Origin of the sequence: Martelella sp. HB161492, from assembly GCF_013184775.1 — a bacterium.
GTDB lineage: Bacteria > Pseudomonadota > Alphaproteobacteria > Rhizobiales > Rhizobiaceae > Martelella.
Genome location: NZ_JAATVV010000010.1, coordinates 94,670 through 110,756, shown reverse-complemented (window position 1 = coordinate 110,756; position 16,087 = coordinate 94,670). Strand labels below are relative to the sequence as shown.

At 61.8% G+C, this 16,087-nt stretch carries 15 protein-coding genes; 11 read left to right on the top strand and 4 right to left on the bottom strand.

All coding sequences use genetic code 11. The features are described 5' to 3' along the window. Positions 1-17: 17 nt before the first annotated feature. From HCK86_RS16905 to eutC, 8 genes are all read left to right on the top strand, one after another. Positions 18-911, top strand: coding sequence for a proline iminopeptidase-family hydrolase (locus HCK86_RS16905; protein ID WP_176085653.1), 894 nt, complete (start codon positions 18-20; stop codon positions 909-911). A 92-nt stretch (positions 912-1,003) separates the two neighbouring features. Then, positions 1,004-2,695, top strand: a complete 1,692-nt coding sequence (locus tag HCK86_RS16900) for an ABC transporter substrate-binding protein (RefSeq protein ID WP_246739646.1) — start codon at positions 1,004-1,006, stop codon at positions 2,693-2,695. A gap of 70 nt (positions 2,696-2,765) precedes the next feature. Beyond that, on the top strand, positions 2,766-3,794 hold the full coding sequence (locus HCK86_RS16895) for an ABC transporter permease (protein WP_176085652.1): 1,029 nt from the start codon (positions 2,766-2,768) through the stop codon (positions 3,792-3,794). 12 nt (positions 3,795-3,806) lie between these two features. Continuing rightward, positions 3,807-4,778, top strand: coding sequence for an ABC transporter permease (locus tag HCK86_RS16890; RefSeq protein WP_176085651.1), 972 nt, complete (start codon positions 3,807-3,809; stop codon positions 4,776-4,778). Continuing rightward, positions 4,778-5,797: an ABC transporter ATP-binding protein gene (locus HCK86_RS16885; protein WP_176085650.1), complete on the top strand. Its 1,020-nt coding sequence runs from the start codon at positions 4,778-4,780 to the stop codon at positions 5,795-5,797. Before HCK86_RS16890 ends, HCK86_RS16885 begins: the two co-directional genes overlap by 1 nt. Before the next feature lie 3 nt (positions 5,798-5,800). Next, positions 5,801-6,784 (top strand): oligopeptide/dipeptide ABC transporter ATP-binding protein, encoded by a 984-nt coding sequence (locus HCK86_RS16880; RefSeq protein WP_176085649.1) that lies wholly within the window; start codon positions 5,801-5,803, stop codon positions 6,782-6,784. A gap of 98 nt (positions 6,785-6,882) precedes the next feature. Beyond that, complete coding sequence (locus tag HCK86_RS16875; RefSeq protein ID WP_176085648.1) at positions 6,883-8,259, top strand: ethanolamine ammonia-lyase subunit EutB; 1,377 nt, start codon at positions 6,883-6,885, stop codon at positions 8,257-8,259. Beyond that, complete coding sequence (gene eutC / locus HCK86_RS16870) at positions 8,256-9,041, top strand: ethanolamine ammonia-lyase subunit EutC (protein WP_176085647.1); 786 nt, start codon at positions 8,256-8,258, stop codon at positions 9,039-9,041. Before HCK86_RS16875 ends, eutC begins: the two co-directional genes overlap by 4 nt. Positions 9,042-9,044: 3 nt before the next feature. Here eutC and HCK86_RS16865 read toward each other — a convergent pair whose 3' ends face one another. Genes HCK86_RS16865 through HCK86_RS16850 form a run of 4 tightly spaced genes read right to left on the bottom strand, consistent with a single transcriptional unit; the run spans position 9,045 to position 12,720 of the window. Beyond that, positions 9,045-9,791 (bottom strand): N-formylglutamate amidohydrolase, encoded by a 747-nt coding sequence (locus tag HCK86_RS16865; protein WP_176085646.1) that lies wholly within the window; start codon positions 9,789-9,791, stop codon positions 9,045-9,047. Then, the gene (locus tag HCK86_RS16860; RefSeq protein ID WP_176085645.1) at positions 9,791-11,107 is read right to left on the bottom strand and encodes a glutamine synthetase family protein; all 1,317 of its coding nucleotides are present in this window, start codon (positions 11,105-11,107) and stop codon (positions 9,791-9,793) included. Before HCK86_RS16860 ends, HCK86_RS16865 begins: the two co-directional genes overlap by 1 nt. A 4-nt stretch (positions 11,108-11,111) precedes the next feature. Further along, positions 11,112-11,762, bottom strand: a complete 651-nt coding sequence (locus tag HCK86_RS16855) for an isochorismatase family cysteine hydrolase (RefSeq protein ID WP_246739645.1) — start codon at positions 11,760-11,762, stop codon at positions 11,112-11,114. A gap of 4 nt (positions 11,763-11,766) precedes the next feature. Next, positions 11,767-12,720, bottom strand: coding sequence for a MurR/RpiR family transcriptional regulator (locus HCK86_RS16850; protein WP_246739644.1), 954 nt, complete (start codon positions 12,718-12,720; stop codon positions 11,767-11,769). Between the two features lie 120 nt (positions 12,721-12,840). Between HCK86_RS16850 and HCK86_RS16845 the strand changes: the two genes are divergently transcribed. The 3 genes from HCK86_RS16845 to HCK86_RS16835 all read left to right on the top strand — a co-directional run bounded on the left by HCK86_RS16845 (position 12,841) and on the right by HCK86_RS16835 (position 16,009). Beyond that, on the top strand, positions 12,841-13,788 hold the full coding sequence (locus HCK86_RS16845) for a LysR family transcriptional regulator (protein ID WP_176085644.1): 948 nt from the start codon (positions 12,841-12,843) through the stop codon (positions 13,786-13,788). A 156-nt stretch (positions 13,789-13,944) separates the two neighbouring features. Further along, a complete protein-coding gene (locus tag HCK86_RS16840; RefSeq protein WP_176085643.1) occupies positions 13,945-14,916 on the top strand; it encodes an ABC transporter permease in 972 nt (323 codons plus the stop codon). 67 nt (positions 14,917-14,983) lie between these two features. Then, positions 14,984-16,009 (top strand): sugar ABC transporter substrate-binding protein, encoded by a 1,026-nt coding sequence (locus tag HCK86_RS16835; RefSeq protein WP_176085642.1) that lies wholly within the window; start codon positions 14,984-14,986, stop codon positions 16,007-16,009. The last annotated feature ends 78 nt before the right edge of the window (positions 16,010-16,087 follow it).

Genomic DNA, 16,087 nt, shown 5'->3' with positions numbered 1-16,087 from the left:
AAAAGGAGTAACAATACGTGACGATCGCGGAAGGTTTCGCGCCCTATGGCGACTACCAGACCTGGTACCGGATTACCGGGGATCTCAAATCCGGCAAGCCGCCCCTGATTGTCGCCCATGGCGGTCCCGGCTGCACCCATGATTATGTCGACAGCTTCAAGGATATCGCTGAAACCGGCCGCGCCGTCATTCATTACGATCAGATCGGCAATGGCAAATCGACCCATCTGCCGGAAAAGGGCGCCGATTTCTGGACCGTCGATTTCTTCAAGAAGGAGCTGCACAATCTGATCGATCATCTCGGCATCCGTGACGGCTACTGCCTGCTCGGCCAGTCCTGGGGTGGCATGCTCGGTGCGGAATTCTCCGTCGACCAGCCGGAAGGCCTGAAGGCACTGGTGATCGCCAATTCTCCCGCCAAGATGGAAACCTGGATTTCGGAAGCCAACCGGCTGCGTGAAGCCCTTCCCGCCGATGTGCAGGAAACGCTTCTGAAGCATGAGACGGCCGGCACCACCGACAGCGCCGAATACAAGGCTGCGACGGACGTCTTCAACGCGCGCCATGTCTGCCGCATCGTGCCGATGCCACCGGAGGTCAAGCATACCTTTGACCAGATCGACGAGGACCCGACCGTCTACCACACCATGAACGGCCCGAATGAATTTCATGTCATCGGCACGATGAAGGACTGGTCGATCATCGGCAGGCTTTCCACCATCATCGCCCCGACCCTGCTGATTTCCGGCCGTCATGACGAGGCGACGCAGGCCTGTGTCACCCCCTATCTCGATGAGATCCCGGATGTGCGCTGGATCGTCTTCGGCAGCTCATCGCATATGCCGCATGTCGAAGAGCGGGCTGCCTGCATGGCTTCGGTTGCCGCCTATCTCGATGAAAAGACCTGCTGACCTCTGCTGCAATACGGGTGGCAGCCCTGCCGCCCGCCCCGACGCATGAAAACCGAAACAACAACCATGAAACAAGAACAAGGAACAGCTAGATGACCTTCGCCAAGACGATCCGCATGGCCGGCACCGCGCTTGCCATCGGCCTTTTGAGCCAGACTGCCCTTTCCGGCATTGCCCATGCCGATGAGCGCGCCGACCTGATGGCCGCCCATCGCGGCGGAACGATGACGCTCTCGGCCGTATCGGCCGCCGGTACCATCGACCCGCATGTCAACTACACCGCCGAATTCTGGCAGGTGTTCCAGATGCTCTATGACGGTCTGGTCAAGTTCAAGCAGGCCTCGCGCGCCGATGGCTTTGAAATCGTGCCGGATCTGGCCGAGGCTATTCCCGAGCCCCAGGATGGCGGCAAGACCTATGTCTTCACGCTGCGCAAGGGCATCAAATTTGCCAATGGCAAAGAGGTTACGCCGGAAGACGTGGTAGCCTCGTTCCAGCGCATCTTCAAGATCCACGGCCCGACCTCGGGCAGCTTCTACAACAACATCGTCGGCGCCGACAAATGCCTTGCCGATGCGGACAACTGCACACTGGAAGGCGGTATCGTCGCCGATGACGCGGCCAACACCATCACCTTCCATCTGGTGCAGCCGGATTCGGAATTCTTCGACAAGCTTGCGGTTCCGCACGCCTCGATCCTGCCGGCTGACACGCCTGCAACCGATGCCGGCACCGCCTATATTCCCGGCACCGGCGCCTACATGATCGAAAGCTACGATCCGAACGACAAGATGGTGCTGAAGCGCAATCCGAACTTCACCGAATGGAGCGCGGACGCCCAGCCCGACGGTTTCCCCGACGAGATCGACTATCGTTTCGGCATGACGGAAGAATCCGCGATCACGGCGATCGAGAATGGCCAGATCGACTGGATGTTCGATGCCCCGCCGGCTGACCGTCTGAACGAGCTTGGCACCCAATATGCCGATCAGGTTCACGTCAATCCGCTGGCCGCCTTCTGGTATGCGCCGATGAACACAAATCTGGCCCCCTTCGACAATGTCAAGGTTCGCCAGGCGGTGAACTACGCCATCGACCGTGACGCGCTGGTCAACATTTTCGGCGGCCCGGTTCTGGCCCAGCCGACCTGCCAGATCCTGCCGCCGGACTTCCCCGGCCATGTCGACAGCTGCATCTACACCAAGGATCCGGGCGAGAGCTGGTCTGCACCGGACATGGAAAAGGCCAAGCAGCTGGTCGAAGAGTCCGGCACGGCCGGCGAGAAGGTCACCGTGATTGCCGAAGACACGGCAACATCGCGCGCCATCGGCACCTATCTGCAGTCGGTACTTGCCGATCTCGGCTATGATGCAACGATGAAGGCGATCTCGCCGAATATCCAGTTCACCTACATCCAGAACACGGACAACAATGTCCAGATCTCGGTATCGCAGTGGTACATGGATTACCCGGCAGCCTCGAACTTCCTCAACGTGCTGCTGTCCTGCGCCTCGTTCACACCGGGCAGCGATGCCTCGATCAACATTGCCGGCTATTGCAACAAGGATATCGACGCCAAGATGACGGACGCCATGCAGACGGCGATCACCGATCCGGAAAGCGCCAACACCATGTGGGCCGATATCGACAAGGCCTATATGGCTGAAGCACCGGTCGCACCGCTGTTTACGCCGAAGAATGTCGACTTCACCTCGAAGCGGGTCGGAAACTTCATGTTCTCCAACCAGTTCCGCTGGGTGATCGATCAGTCCTGGGTTCAGTAACCCGATCCGACACGGCAGGTGCCGGTTTTCCGGCGCCTGCTCCTTTCCCTTGAAGATGACGGAAGACGGAATGTCCGAAGCCCTTGCCGTTCAGCCCGAAGGCGAGCCCGACGCAGCACCGCGCGCCGGTCAGAGCCCGTTTCGCCGCGCCTGGACCATCCTGCTCAGCGACCGGGCGGCGATTGCCTCCTTTGTCGTGCTCGTGGCCATTGTCGCGGCCTGCCTCGCCGCGCCGCTTTATGCACGCTATGTCGCTCAGACCGATCCGTTCCGGTCCAATCTCAACGGCTCGATCACGCTTGACGGCAAGAAGGAAAAGGTCATGCAGGCCTCGACCACCGGGCTGGGTCTCGGTGTCACGCCGATCGGACCGACATGGCAGGGCCAGTATATGCTCGGCGCGGATACGCAAGGCCGCGACGTTGCCGCGCGCCTTCTCTATGGCGGGCGCAATTCGCTGCTGATCTCCTCTGCCGCAACGCTGATCTGTCTGGTGCTCGCCGCCGCGATTGGCGTGACGGCGGGCTTTTTCGGCGGCTGGGTCGATATGGTCCTGTCGCGCATTCTCGATGTCTTATGGGCCTTTCCGGTCTATCTTCTCGCCATTTCGCTCTCGATCGTGCTGCTCTCGCAGGGCTTTGCCATCGGCCCCTTCGAGATTACCTCCGGCAGCCTGATCCTGCCGATCGGCATTATCGGCATCATCTATGTGCCCTATATCGCCCGTCCGGTGCGCGGCCGGGTGATGGCGATGCGCGAAAGCGAATTCGTGCTCGCCGCGCGCGGACTTGGCATTCCGCGCTGGCGCATTCTGATCAAGGATATCCTGCCCAATGTGACGACAACGCTGATCGTCTATATCCCGATCATGATGGCGCTCAATATCGTCACCGAAAGCGCGCTCTCCTTCCTTTCGATCGGCGTGCAGGCCCCCGATGCCAGCTGGGGCACGATCATTCAGGACGGCCAGTCGCTGCTCTACACGCGGCCGATGGTGTCACTGGCACCGGGCATTTCGATCGTGCTGACAGTGCTCGCGCTCAACGTTCTGGGCGATGCCGTGCGTGATGCGCTTGATCCGCGCACCAAGCTGCGCTGAGGGAGAAAAGAGATGATCCTTGCCATTCTCCAGCGCCTTGCCCAGATGGTCTTTGTCCTGTTCGGCATTTCCGTTCTGGTGTTCCTGATCTTCTTCGCCACGCCGGGTTCCGACCCGGCAGCGCGTATCGCCGGGCGCAATGCGGCTCAGGAAACCGTGCAGGCAATCCGCGCCGATTTCGGCTTCGACAAGCCGCTGCCGGTCCAGTACGTGATCATGATGAAGAAGCTGTTCGTCACCCAGGACCTGACCTCCTTCGTCAATCGCGGCCTCAAGGTCGTGCCGCAGGTGATGAATGCGGCGCCGATTACCCTGTCCCTTGTCTTCGGTGCTGCCGTCCTGTGGGTCATCGGCTCCATCATTGTCGGCGTGCTGGCGGCGCTCACCCGCGACACGGTGATCGACAAGGGGCTGATGGTGCTGGCGCTGATCGGCGTGTCCATGCCGGTCTTCTGGTTCGGCGAAATCATGAACCTCGTCTCGCAGAGCCGGTTCCATGATACCTGGCTGTTCTCCTGGGTGCCGGGCCTCGGCTACAAGCCCTTCTTCGATGGCCCCTTCCTCTGGTTCAAGACACTGGTGATCCCGTGGTTCACGCTGGCGGCGCTCTATATCGGCATTTACGGTCGGGTGCTGCGCGCCAATCTGGTCGAGGCTTATCAGGAGGATTATATCCGCACTGCCCGCGCCAAGGGGCTTGCCCCCTCCCGCGTGATGCTGCGCCATGCGCTGCGCATGTCGATGATCCCCTTCGTCACCATGTTCGGGCTTGATTTCGGCGTGCTGGTCGGCGGAGCGGCGCTACTCACCGAAGTGGTCTTCGGGCTCAATGGTGTTGGCCGCCTCACCTATCAGGCCATGCTCAATCTCGACCTGCCGATGATCCTCGCCACCGTGATGTACGCGTCTTTCTTCGTCGTCGTCACCAACGCCATTGTCGACATACTCTATGTCGTGATCGACCCGCGTGTGAGGGGCCGCTGATGAGCGACACAACACCACTTCTCGATGTTCAGGGCCTTTCCGTTTCCTTTGCCACCGACCGCGGCCGGGTGAAGGCGATCGATGATGTCTCCTTCAGCGTATCCAAGGGCGAGATCCTGTCGATCGTCGGCGAGAGCGGATCGGGCAAATCCGTGACGCTGATGTCGCTTCTGGGCCTCAACGACCGCAAGACCTCCTTTGTCGAAGGCGCGGTCTCGTTTCGCGGCAAGCATATCCTCGAAATGCCGGACCGGGAGCTGCGGCGCATTCGCGGCGCGGGGATCGGGCTGATCTCGCAGGATCCGATGACGGCGATGACGCCGGTCTACACCATCGGCTGGCAGATCGCCGAAGCGATCCGCGCCCATGAAAACGTCTCGAAGAAAGCCGCAAGAGCACGCGCCGTCGAGCTTCTCGCCGCCGTTGGCCTGCCAAATCCTGACGAGGCCGTCGACCGCTATCCGCACCAGCTTTCCGGCGGCATGCGCCAGCGTGCGATGATCGCCATGGCGCTTGCCTGCCGCCCCGCCCTTCTGGTCGCCGACGAACCGACAACGGCCCTCGATGTCACCGTGCAGGCACAGGTGCTGGACCTGCTTTTGCGGCTGCGCGATGAATTCGGATCGGCGATCATCCTCATTACCCATGACATGGGGGTCGTGGCGGAAGTCGCGGACCGGGTTCATGTCATGTATGCCGGGCGCATGGTCGAAAAGGGCACGACGGAAGACGTGTTCGAACGACCGATGCATCCCTATACGGTCGGCCTCCTGTCCTCGATACCGCCGTTGACGGGACCGAAACTCGCCCGGCTTTCCGCCATTCCCGGCATGCCGCCAACGCCGGAAAACATTCCCGCCGGCTGTGGCTTTGCTCCGCGCTGTCCCCATGCGCGTCAGGAATGCGCCGCCCGCCCGCCGATCCGCCGCGACAATGACCACAGCGCGCTTTGCGTGCTTGACGACAAGGAAACAGACGCCATGCGCATTGCCTGGTCCAACCGGATGGCGGAGGCATAATCCATGGAAAAACCACTGCTTTCCGCCGTCGGTCTGACCAAGCATTTCACCGTCGGCAAGACGATCCGCCCCGGCTCAGGCCGCATTGTTCACGCCGTTGAGGGCGTCAGCCTCGATGTGATGAAGGGCGAAACACTCGGCCTTGTCGGCGAATCCGGCTCGGGCAAATCCACCTTCGGCCGCTGCCTCACCCGGCTTTACGAGCCGACGGCGGGCCGGCTCGAATTTGACGGTACCGATATCACCAGAACCGGCGAGCGCGGGCTGTTGCCGGTGCGGCGGCGCATGCAGATGATCTTTCAGGATCCCTCCGCCTCGCTCAATCCGAAACGCCGGGTGCGTGATATTGTCGGCGATGCCGTCCGGGTGCACGGACTGCGCCGCGGCAGGGCGGTCAATGAATGGCTGGACGAGCTGATGGATCTGGTCGGCCTGCGCCCGGAATATCTCGATCGCTACCCGCATGAATTTTCCGGCGGCCAGCGCCAGAGGATCGGCATTGCAAGAGCACTCGCCGTGGAGCCGGAGCTGATCGTTGCCGATGAGCCGGTCTCGGCCCTCGATGTCTCTGTCCAGGCGCAGATCGTCAATCTTTTCACCGAACTGCGCGAGAAACTCGGCCTGACCTATGTCTTCATTGCCCACGATCTCGCCGTCGTCCGCCAGGTCTCGACCCGGGTCGCGGTGATGTATCTCGGCACGCTGATGGAAACGGGTCAGACAGACGCGCTTTATGCCGCGCCGCTGCACCCCTATACGCAGGCCCTGCTCTCGGCGATCCCGCAGCCGGAGAACCGCGGCAGGCGCAGGCGGATCCTGCTCACCGGCGAAATTCCAAGCCCGATGAACCCGCCGAAGGGCTGCGTCTTTTCCACCCGCTGTCCGCTGGCGACCGAGCGCTGCCGCACCGAGCGGCCAGAGCTGGCAAAACGCGCCGATGGCCGGGCCGTTGCCTGTCATTTTCCGCTGGAGGCGGCAGGATCGTAAAATTCGTCACGGCTTCTTCCTTCGCACCGCAAAATCTGCATTAATTCCCCGATAAGACAAGGGGACGGACGGTCCGAAGGGCCGCGATCTGGTGAGACATGACCTATGCGATGATGGCGGGCGGCACGCTGTGGCGTTTTGCCGACCTGAAGACATTGATGGCAAAGGCAACGCCGCTGCGCTCCGGTGACCGGCTGGCAGGCGTCGCCGCCGACAGTGCCGAAGAAAGCGTCGCGGCACGCATGGCGCTCGCCGAACTGCCGCTTTCGACCTTCCTCAATGAGGCGCTGATCCCCTACGAAGACGACGAGGTGACGCGGCTGATCATCGACAGCCATGATCAGCACGCCTTTGCCGAGATCGCGCACCTGACCGTCGGCGATTTTCGTGATTTCCTTTTGTCGGATACGACCGACAGCACCGTGCTGTCCCGTATCGCCCCCGGGATCACGCCGGAAATGGCCGCCGCCGTTTCCAAGCTGATGCGCAATCAGGATCTGATCCTGGCGGCGCAGAAATGCCGGGTGGTGACGGCGTTTCGCAACACGATCGGCCTTCCCGGCCGCATGGCCGTGCGGCTGCAGCCGAACCACCCCTCCGACGATCGCATGGGCATCGCCGCATCGATTGTCGACGGGCTGCTTTATGGTTGCGGCGATGCGGTGATCGGCATCAATCCGGCCTCCGACAATGTCGCCGTGCTGTCCGATCTCGTCGAGATGCTGGCCGAGATCATCGCCCGCTACGAGATCCCGACGCAATCCTGCGTGCTGACCCATGTGACCACCTCAATCGAAATGGCCAATCGCGGCCTGCCGGTCGATCTGGTCTTCCAGTCGATCGCCGGTACCGAGAAAGCCAACAGCTCCTTCGGCATATCGCTCGACATGCTGCGCGAGGGCCATGAGGCAGGGCTGTCGCTGAAGCGCGGCACGGTCGGCGAGAATGTGATGTATTTCGAGACCGGCCAGGGCTCGGCCCTTTCGGCGGACGCCTTCTTCGGCTGCGACCAGCAGACGCTGGAAGCGCGCGCCTATGGCGTGGCGCGGGCCTTTTCGCCGCTGCTCGTCAACACCGTGGTCGGCTTTATCGGCCCGGAATATCTCTATGATGGAAAGCAGATCATCCGCGCCGGGCTGGAGGATCATTTCTGCGGCAAGCTGATGGGCGTGCCGATGGGCTGCGACATCTGCTACACCAATCATGCCGAGGCCGATCAGGACGATATGGATACGTTGCTGACATTGCTGGGCACCGCCGGCGTCAGTTTCATCATGGGCATTCCCGGCTCTGACGACGTGATGCTGAACTATCAGTCGACCTCCTTCCACGACCAGCTCTACCTGCGCCAGGTGCTCGGGCTGAAACGGGCGCCGGAATTCGAAGCCTGGCTGGAAAAGGTAAAGGTCACCGACACGGCCGGCCAGCTTCTGCCGCAGGACACCAGCCAGAGCCTGTTGAGGATCGCCTCATGAATGACAATTCTGCCAGAGACGGGGCCAGGAGCGGCCACATCCACGATCCCTGGGAGGGGTTGAAACGCTTCACCGATGCCCGCATCGCCATTGGCCGGGCGGGATCATCGCTGCCGACGCAAGAAGTGCTGTCCTTTGCCCTGTCGCATGCCCGCGCCCGCGATGCCGTGCACACGCCCTTTGATCCCGAACCGCTGGAACAGGGCCTTCAGGCGCTCGGCCTTGCGACCATCCGTGCAACGAGCCGGGTGCCCGACCGCGCCACCTATCTGGCCCGCCCCGATCTCGGGCGGCGGCTTTCCAGAGGCTCGGCAGAGGCCATTGCAGCGCTTGGCGCAGAACCGTGCGACATCGCGCTGGTGATTGCCGACGGGCTTTCGACCACCGCCATTGCCGCCAATGCGCTGGGTTTCGTCAGCCATCTCCTGCCGATGCTGAAGACGATAAAACTCTCTGTCGGACCGGTGGCGATTGTTGAAAACGGCCGGGTGGCGCTCGGCGACGAGATCGGTGAAATCCTGAAAGCCCGCATGGTGATCATGGCGATCGGGGAGCGGCCGGGACTTTCCTCGGTCGACAGTCTCGGCGCCTATCTGACCTTCGCACCGAAGGTTGGCCGCTCAGATGCGGAGCGCAACTGCATCTCCAATATCCGCGCCGGCGGGCTGAAGCCGCCGCTTGCCGCCGAAAAGGCCTTCTGGCTCACCCGCGAGGGCCTGCGCCGCGGGCTGACCGGCGTCAATCTGAAGGAAGAGACCGGCACGATGCTGCCGGAAGACTGAGGCTCAGATCCGCACCAGCGCCTTTGCCAACCGCTCGGCCCAGAGCGCGACGCCTGCAGGCTCTGCCACCAGATCCTGCCTGAGTTCGACCAGGACGGCATCAAGACCGCGATCATCGCCATGCACCGGCACGGCATAGTCGCTTTCCCGATCGATCGAATAGGGCACATTGGCGCCGAGCACGAGGCTTTGATCCGCGCCAAGCGCCGACAGCAAAGCCGCGCCGAAGCCTGAAGCCGCGCCATAAAGCACGCCGGCATGCCAGGGCCGGGCAACACCGAGAAAGACCGGCGTGAAGGAATGGATGGTGACGATCCGGGTCTTCCGGCCTGCGTCCTGGCGGCTGTCGAGACAATCGGCGATGGTTGCGTGAAACGGATCGAAGATCCGCTGCATGCGTCTGTCGATCGCTGCGGCGCTCAGATCACGATTGCCGGGAATATCGGTCGCCTCGGAGCGCTCCGGCATCATGCTTTGAGCGCCCTTGGGGCGATTGAGATCGAGCACCAGCCGTGAAACCGTGCCGAGAAAGGCCGGGGCATCGAGTGCCGCCGCCAGTGCGCGACAGACGTCAGCCGCGCCGATATCCCAGGCAATATGGCGGCAAAGTTCGGTTTCCGGCAGGCCAAGCCCGGCATATTCCGCCGGAATGAAGCGCGATGCATGCTCGCAGATCAGCACGAATTCCGATGCGCCACCGGCATTGACAATCTCGACCGGCGCCGGCCAGTCCTGCACCCTTTCGCCCATCAATAGGCATCCCGGTAAAGGGTGCAGACGGTATCGTCATCGAAATCCTCACAGGCAATCAGTTCAGCCTGCTTCTCGCCGATCAGTGTTTCGATGAAAAGCGGATCGAAGAAGCCGCAGACGACCGGATCGGCAGCAAGGGCCGCAAGCGCATCAGGCAGATTTTCCGGCAGGCGATAAAGCCCCGCCTCTTCGCGTTCTGCATCCGAAAGCGCGGCCGGATCGCCGGAAAAGACCGGCGGCGGCCCGAGCCGCTTCTTGCACCCCTCAAGTCCGGCCAGGACCAGTGCGGCAAGCGCCAGATAGGGATTGGCCGTGGCATCGGCAGCACGATATTCCAGATTGAACTGCTTGGCCGGATTGCGCCCGCCCGCGGTGGACACCGGGCAGGCTCTGAGCGAGGCCTCACGATCCTTGTCGCCAAGCCAGGTATAGGACGCGCTCCAGCTGTGTGGCTTCAGCCGGAAGAAGGAGGCCGGGCTCGACGCCGTCAGCGCCACAAGGGCACGCATATGGGCCAGAATGCCGGCGGCAAAATGCCCCTGCGCCTCTGACATGCAGGCCGGTCCGAAGGGATCGAAACTTGCCGGATAGCCGGCGCGGTCGATCAGGCTGAAATGGATATGCACGCCGTTCCCGACAGCTGAAAGCGCCGTTTTGGGCGCGAAACTGGCACGAAAACCGCTGTTCTGCGCTATTTCGCGGGTGATCTCGCGGATCGCCACTGCCCGGTCTGCGGCCGCCAGCCCGTCACAGGCGGCATGGGTGATCTCGAACTGATCGAGCCCATATTCGGCAATCACCACTTCCGGCTCGACGCCCGCCTCGTCGAGCGCCGCCATCAGCTGCGGGGCAAAGCCGCCCGCGCGCCTGAGACCGGCAAAGGAAAGCACATGACCGAAGGGCAGATCAGCGCCCAGAAGCTGGAATTCATGCTCGAAGGCCACTTTCAGCCGGTAGCCGGTCTCAGCCTCCAGAAGCGCCAGTGCCTGTTTCAGGATGGTGCGGCAGCAGCAGGCCCAGGGGGAGCCATCAAGCTCCACCAGATCACCGCAGATCATGTCGAAGGGGATCTCAGCGCCGCTGTTTTCAGTCCGGAACCGCGCCGTCATGTCCGGCATCAGCTTCAGATCGCCGGTGGAGCCGAAGGGATTGGGATCGGCAATCGTGCCGAACGGTGTCAGCGACAGATTGGCCTGCAGCCAGCCGACGCCGTTTTTCTCCACCTTTTCCAGCACCTTGGCGGCGACGAAGCGCCCGCGGGTGATGGCGGTTAAATCGGTGGTGACAATTCCGGTCAGTGCCTCGTAAGTCATAACCTCACTCCCCCTTGCCAAGCGCATTCAGCCTTTCGACCACCGTTTTCGTATCGGCCTGCCAGCAATAGCCGGAAAAGGCGGCAAGACCGGCCGCCTGGCGTTCCGGCGTCGCGGTCATGGAGGCATCGGTGACGCAGGTGACATAATAGCCCCGGTCGGCCGCATCACGCACTGCCATGTCGACGCACTGATCGGTCATGATGCCGAAAATGATCAGCTGACGGATGCCGAGATTTTTCAGGATGTAGTCGATATTGGTCGAATTGAAGACGCCCGACGAGGTCTTGGGCAGCATGATTTCATCGCCTTCCGGCATCAAGTCCGGCAGCGGCAGCCCGTCTTCAAGGCTTGGCGGAATATGGATCGGCGTCAGCTTGTGATCGAGCGAGCGGTCGCGCCCGTCCTCCGTCAGGCTCTGGATGATGGTGTGCAGCACCTCAACGCCGGCGAAACGCGCCGCCTGTACCAGCGCGATGGCATTGGGTACGGTTTCGCTTGCCGTCATGCGGTAGAAATAGTGATCCGCCCCGCGATCCGGATGATGCGGATCGGCCCCCGGCACCAGCCAGATGCGCTGCATATCGACCAGAAGCAGGGCTGTCGCGCCCTTCTCATAAGGCGCATCGCGCCGCATCAGCATGCCTGAATTCATCGCACTATTCCCCATTTTGCGTATTTTCATCCACCGGTCCGCCCGGGCCGATGCTGCGCGGCGGCCGGTTGCCGCCGCCAAGCGTCACCCGGTTATTGTCCCTGATAGCCTCCAGCCGCTCGATCCGCTCCCGCGCGGCCGGGTCGAGATCGGCGATGAGATAGGAGGCAAAAGCCTCTGCCTGGGCCATGACCGGCGCCATCGTGTCAAAGGGTGAAGCCGCCTGAACCTGGGTCATGATCGTCACCTCGGCCACCTCCGTGACCGGCGAGCACCACGGATCGGTGAACAGCACGATCCGCGCCCCCTGGCTGGCAGCCTGTTCGGCAAAGGAGACGATATCGGCCTGATAACGGCGATAATCGAACACGATCAGCGTATCGGCCCGGCCAATATCGACAAGAAGATCGAAGCGCGCCGGAGACAGAGGGCCGAGATCACGGACATCGGCGCGCATCTGGCCAAGATAGGCAGCAAGCATCGAGGCGATGAAACCGGAAAAGCGCCCGCCGACCAGGCTGACCTTGCGCTTCGGATCCATCACCAGCTTTGCCGCCCGCTCGAAACTCTGCGGCGGCGTCGCCGAGACGGATTTTTCCAGACTGTCGATCACCGAGGCAAAATAGGCGGCAAAGGCACCGGCCGTACCGGCTTCCGCGGGCGGGCGCTTGGCCTCCATCATCAAAAGCGGCGAATGAAGCCGGGCTTCAACTTCTGCCAGAAGCGTATGCTGGAAAGCCGGATAGCCGTCAAAACCAAGCTTGACCGCCAGCCGCCCGACCGTCGGATCGGAAACACCGGCGCGCCGCGCCAGCGCTGTCGCCGGGCCAAGGCCTGCCGCCGGATAATCGGTCAACAGCACACGCACGATCTTCTCCTCCGAGGGCGTGAAGGCGTGGCCGCCGCTGAGAAGAATGTCCCTGATTGCCATGGTGGCGCTGATCCGTGCTGTGGTCATTTCTGTAGAGGAAAATACAGAATGAAGAAATATCGTCAACTGTGAAGAGATATTGACATCACCGGCCAAGCGGGCTTAGCCTCATGTCATAACAAGGGGAACATAGCGGGGTTACGGATCATGGATATCCGCAACTATACTGCCTTCGTCGCTGTCGCGGAAACCATGAATGTGACGCGCGCCGCCGAGACGCTGAACATCACCCAGCCAGCGCTCTCGCGTCAGATCAAGGCGCTGGAAGCGTCACTGGGTGTGGCACTGACGGCAAAATCGGGCCGCAATATCCGGCTGACGCCGGAGGGTGAGGCGCTTTATTCGCGCATCAACGAGGTGCTGGTTGCCGAGCGCAATCTCAGGATCTTTGCCGATGACATCGGTCGCGGCGAAACCGGGCTGATCCGCATCGGCGCCTGCTCACAGCTGATCGAGCGCTACCTGCCATCGTTTCTCAAGGGCTGGCGGCAGGACAATCCCGGCATCGAGATCCGGCTGGAAGATGGCGGCGGGCCGGAGCTTGCCGGCAAGCTGAAGGACGGGCTTTTGCACATGACCGTGAGCGCCGAACCCTCACAGCCAATCGATATTTTCGAGGCCGTGCCACTGGGAACACTCGGCTTTCTTGCGGTTGGCAGCCCGGACTATCTCGGCACCAGCCATGCACCGGTCGAGCTTTCTGACCTTCTCACCATGCCGATCCTGACACTCAACCGCAAACATGCCTCACGCGAGGTGTTCGATGCTGCCTGCCGGGTTTCCGGCACCGTGGCCGAGATCGTGCTGGAAAGCTATTCGCCGCATACACTGTTTGCCATGGCCGATGGCGGCAACGGCGTTGCCGTGGTGCCCTCCTCCGCCCGCCCGCCATCGGAACGGCTGACCAGCCGGCCGATCGCGCTCAAGGGTGCGGCTGTGAAATTCGGCATCTGTGCCATGTGGAATACGCGTCAGCCGCTGCCGGCCTATGGCCGCCGTTTCATCGATGCGCTGGGCGCGCATATCCGCGCCGATCAGGCCATATCCGCGGAAAGCCTGCCCGGCGCCCGCTACGGAAGGCTTCAGGTGATCTGAAGCGTCTCGTCATCCATTCATGCCGTTTGTGCATGGATTTTTCGCTGAATTATTCATTGGACGATGTTTTCGCCTTGGCGCTAGCCTGCCTAACGGCTGTGCAAAACACAAAACTGCACCCAGACAAGGCATTTCAAGCAGGAGCAGAACGGGGACATGGCATTCTTGCGCAACCTCAATCAGGAGCGGATCGTTTTCGCCATCACCATCGCGATTTTCGCGCTGGCCTCGCTGATGCTGCCGGGTTTCTTCTCGGCGGAAAACCTGGTCGCCATTGTCCGCTCGATCTCGGTGCTCGGCATTCTGGCGCTTGGCATGTCGATCATCATCATTGGCCGCGGCATTGACCTTTCCATGGTCGCCATCATGGCGATGACGGTGGCCTGGTATCTGCAGATGCTGAATGACGGCACGCCCGATGGCTTCGCCCTGCTGCTGGCGCTGTCCGGCGTGATTGCCATTGGCCTGATCAACGGCTTTCTCGTCGCCTATGCCGATGTTCCGGCGATCTTCGTCACGCTCGCCACCGCCTCCTTCGTCTTCGGCTTCGTCCGCTCGCAGCTGATCGACACGGATGCCGTGCCCGTGCCCGATGGCCACTGGATCGAGTTTATCGGTAGTCTGCGCTTTGCCGATGTGCCGATCGAGGTGTTCATTTTCGCGGCCCTGGCATTCGCCGCCTTCATCTTCCTGCGCTTTTCCAAATGGGGCCGCTACGTCTATTACGCCGGCGACAATCCGGAAGCTGCCCGCAATGCCGGCATGCCGGTAAGGCCGATGATGGTGCTGCGCTATGTGCTCTCGGCCATTTCCGCCTTCACCGCCGGCATTCTGACGGCCGGGAGCCTGCAGTCGATCAATACCCGCGTCGTCAATTCGACGCTGCTTTACGACATCGTGCTGATTGCCGTGATCGGCGGCATCGGCCTTTCCGGCGGCAAGGGCGGCGTGCGCAACGTGCTCGTCGGCGCGGCGCTGATCGGCATCATGCTCAACGCGATGACCATCCTCGATATTCCGCTTCTTTATCAGAACCTGATCAAGTCGGCGATCCTGCTCGCCGCCATCATCATCGACGGGCTTTTGAACCCGCGTGACGAACAGACCGCCCAGCAGGGCGATATCTGACGCATTGAATGCCCGCCCGGCAACGCATCCGGGCGGAAACCAGAACCGAACCAGGGGAACGACGACAATGAAACTGACGAAGACCATCCTTTCCGCGGCGGCATTCGCCGCCCTCTCCTTCACCGGCATTTCAGCGGCTCAGGCCGCTGGCGATCCGGGTCCGGGCATCTATTCCGAAGCCCTTGCCGGCAAGAAGGTCATGCTGGTGCCGATGGCCATGGGCTTTGACCTGGCCCAGGGCTGGGCCGCCATTCTGGAACGCGAAGTCAAGGCTTTCGGCGGCACCTTCGAAACGCGTGATCCGAACTGGAGCGTTGAAGCCGGTGCCCAGGCGCTGACCGAAGCGATCTCCTCGGCCGAAAAGCCGGATGTGCTGGTCGTCATGTCACCGGACCTCAACTCCTATTCGAAGCTGATGAAGAAGGCGCAGGCCGCCGGCATCTATGTGATCCTGATCGACAACCCGGCCAACTTCAAGGCGGATGCCTATATCGGCTCCGACTGGACCGAGCTTGGCCGCCTTGAAGCCTCGGCTGTCATCAAGGGCTGCGGCCCGGATTCATCGAAGAAGATCGGTCTCGTTCAGGGCGATCAGGTCAACGCCACCAGCCTGTTCCAGTATGCCGGCATCATGGACGTGCTGAAGGATAATCCCGATTTCGAAGTCGTCGCCAAGCCCGACAGCAACTGGGACGCCACCACATCGCGCAATGTCACCACGACCATGCTGCAGCAGCATCCCGATCTCTGCGGCATCATCGATTTCTGGGATGGCGATGCCACCGGCGCGGCAGCGGCAATCCGCGATGCCGGCATGCAGGATCAGATCTACCTCGTCACCACGGGCGGCGGCGAGAAGACGGCGGACTGCGACACGCTGATGGATGGCACCTATGATGCGGTCGTCACCACCGAGCTGAAGCAGGAAAGCTTCAACATGGTCACCATCATCAAATATCTCCTGCAGAGCGGTCAGCCGGCCGGTACGGCATCGCCCTATATCTACACGCTTTTGAAGGCGACCACCAAGGACACGCTGCAGCCTGACAGCTGCTGGGACCTGAAGGCGCTGCAGGCCGAAATCGACGGCTGATTGCCCGCGCATGACGAAACGGGAGGCCTCCCCGAAGGCCTCCCCCATATCCCAAAAGCCTTTTCTTACGGTCATAAT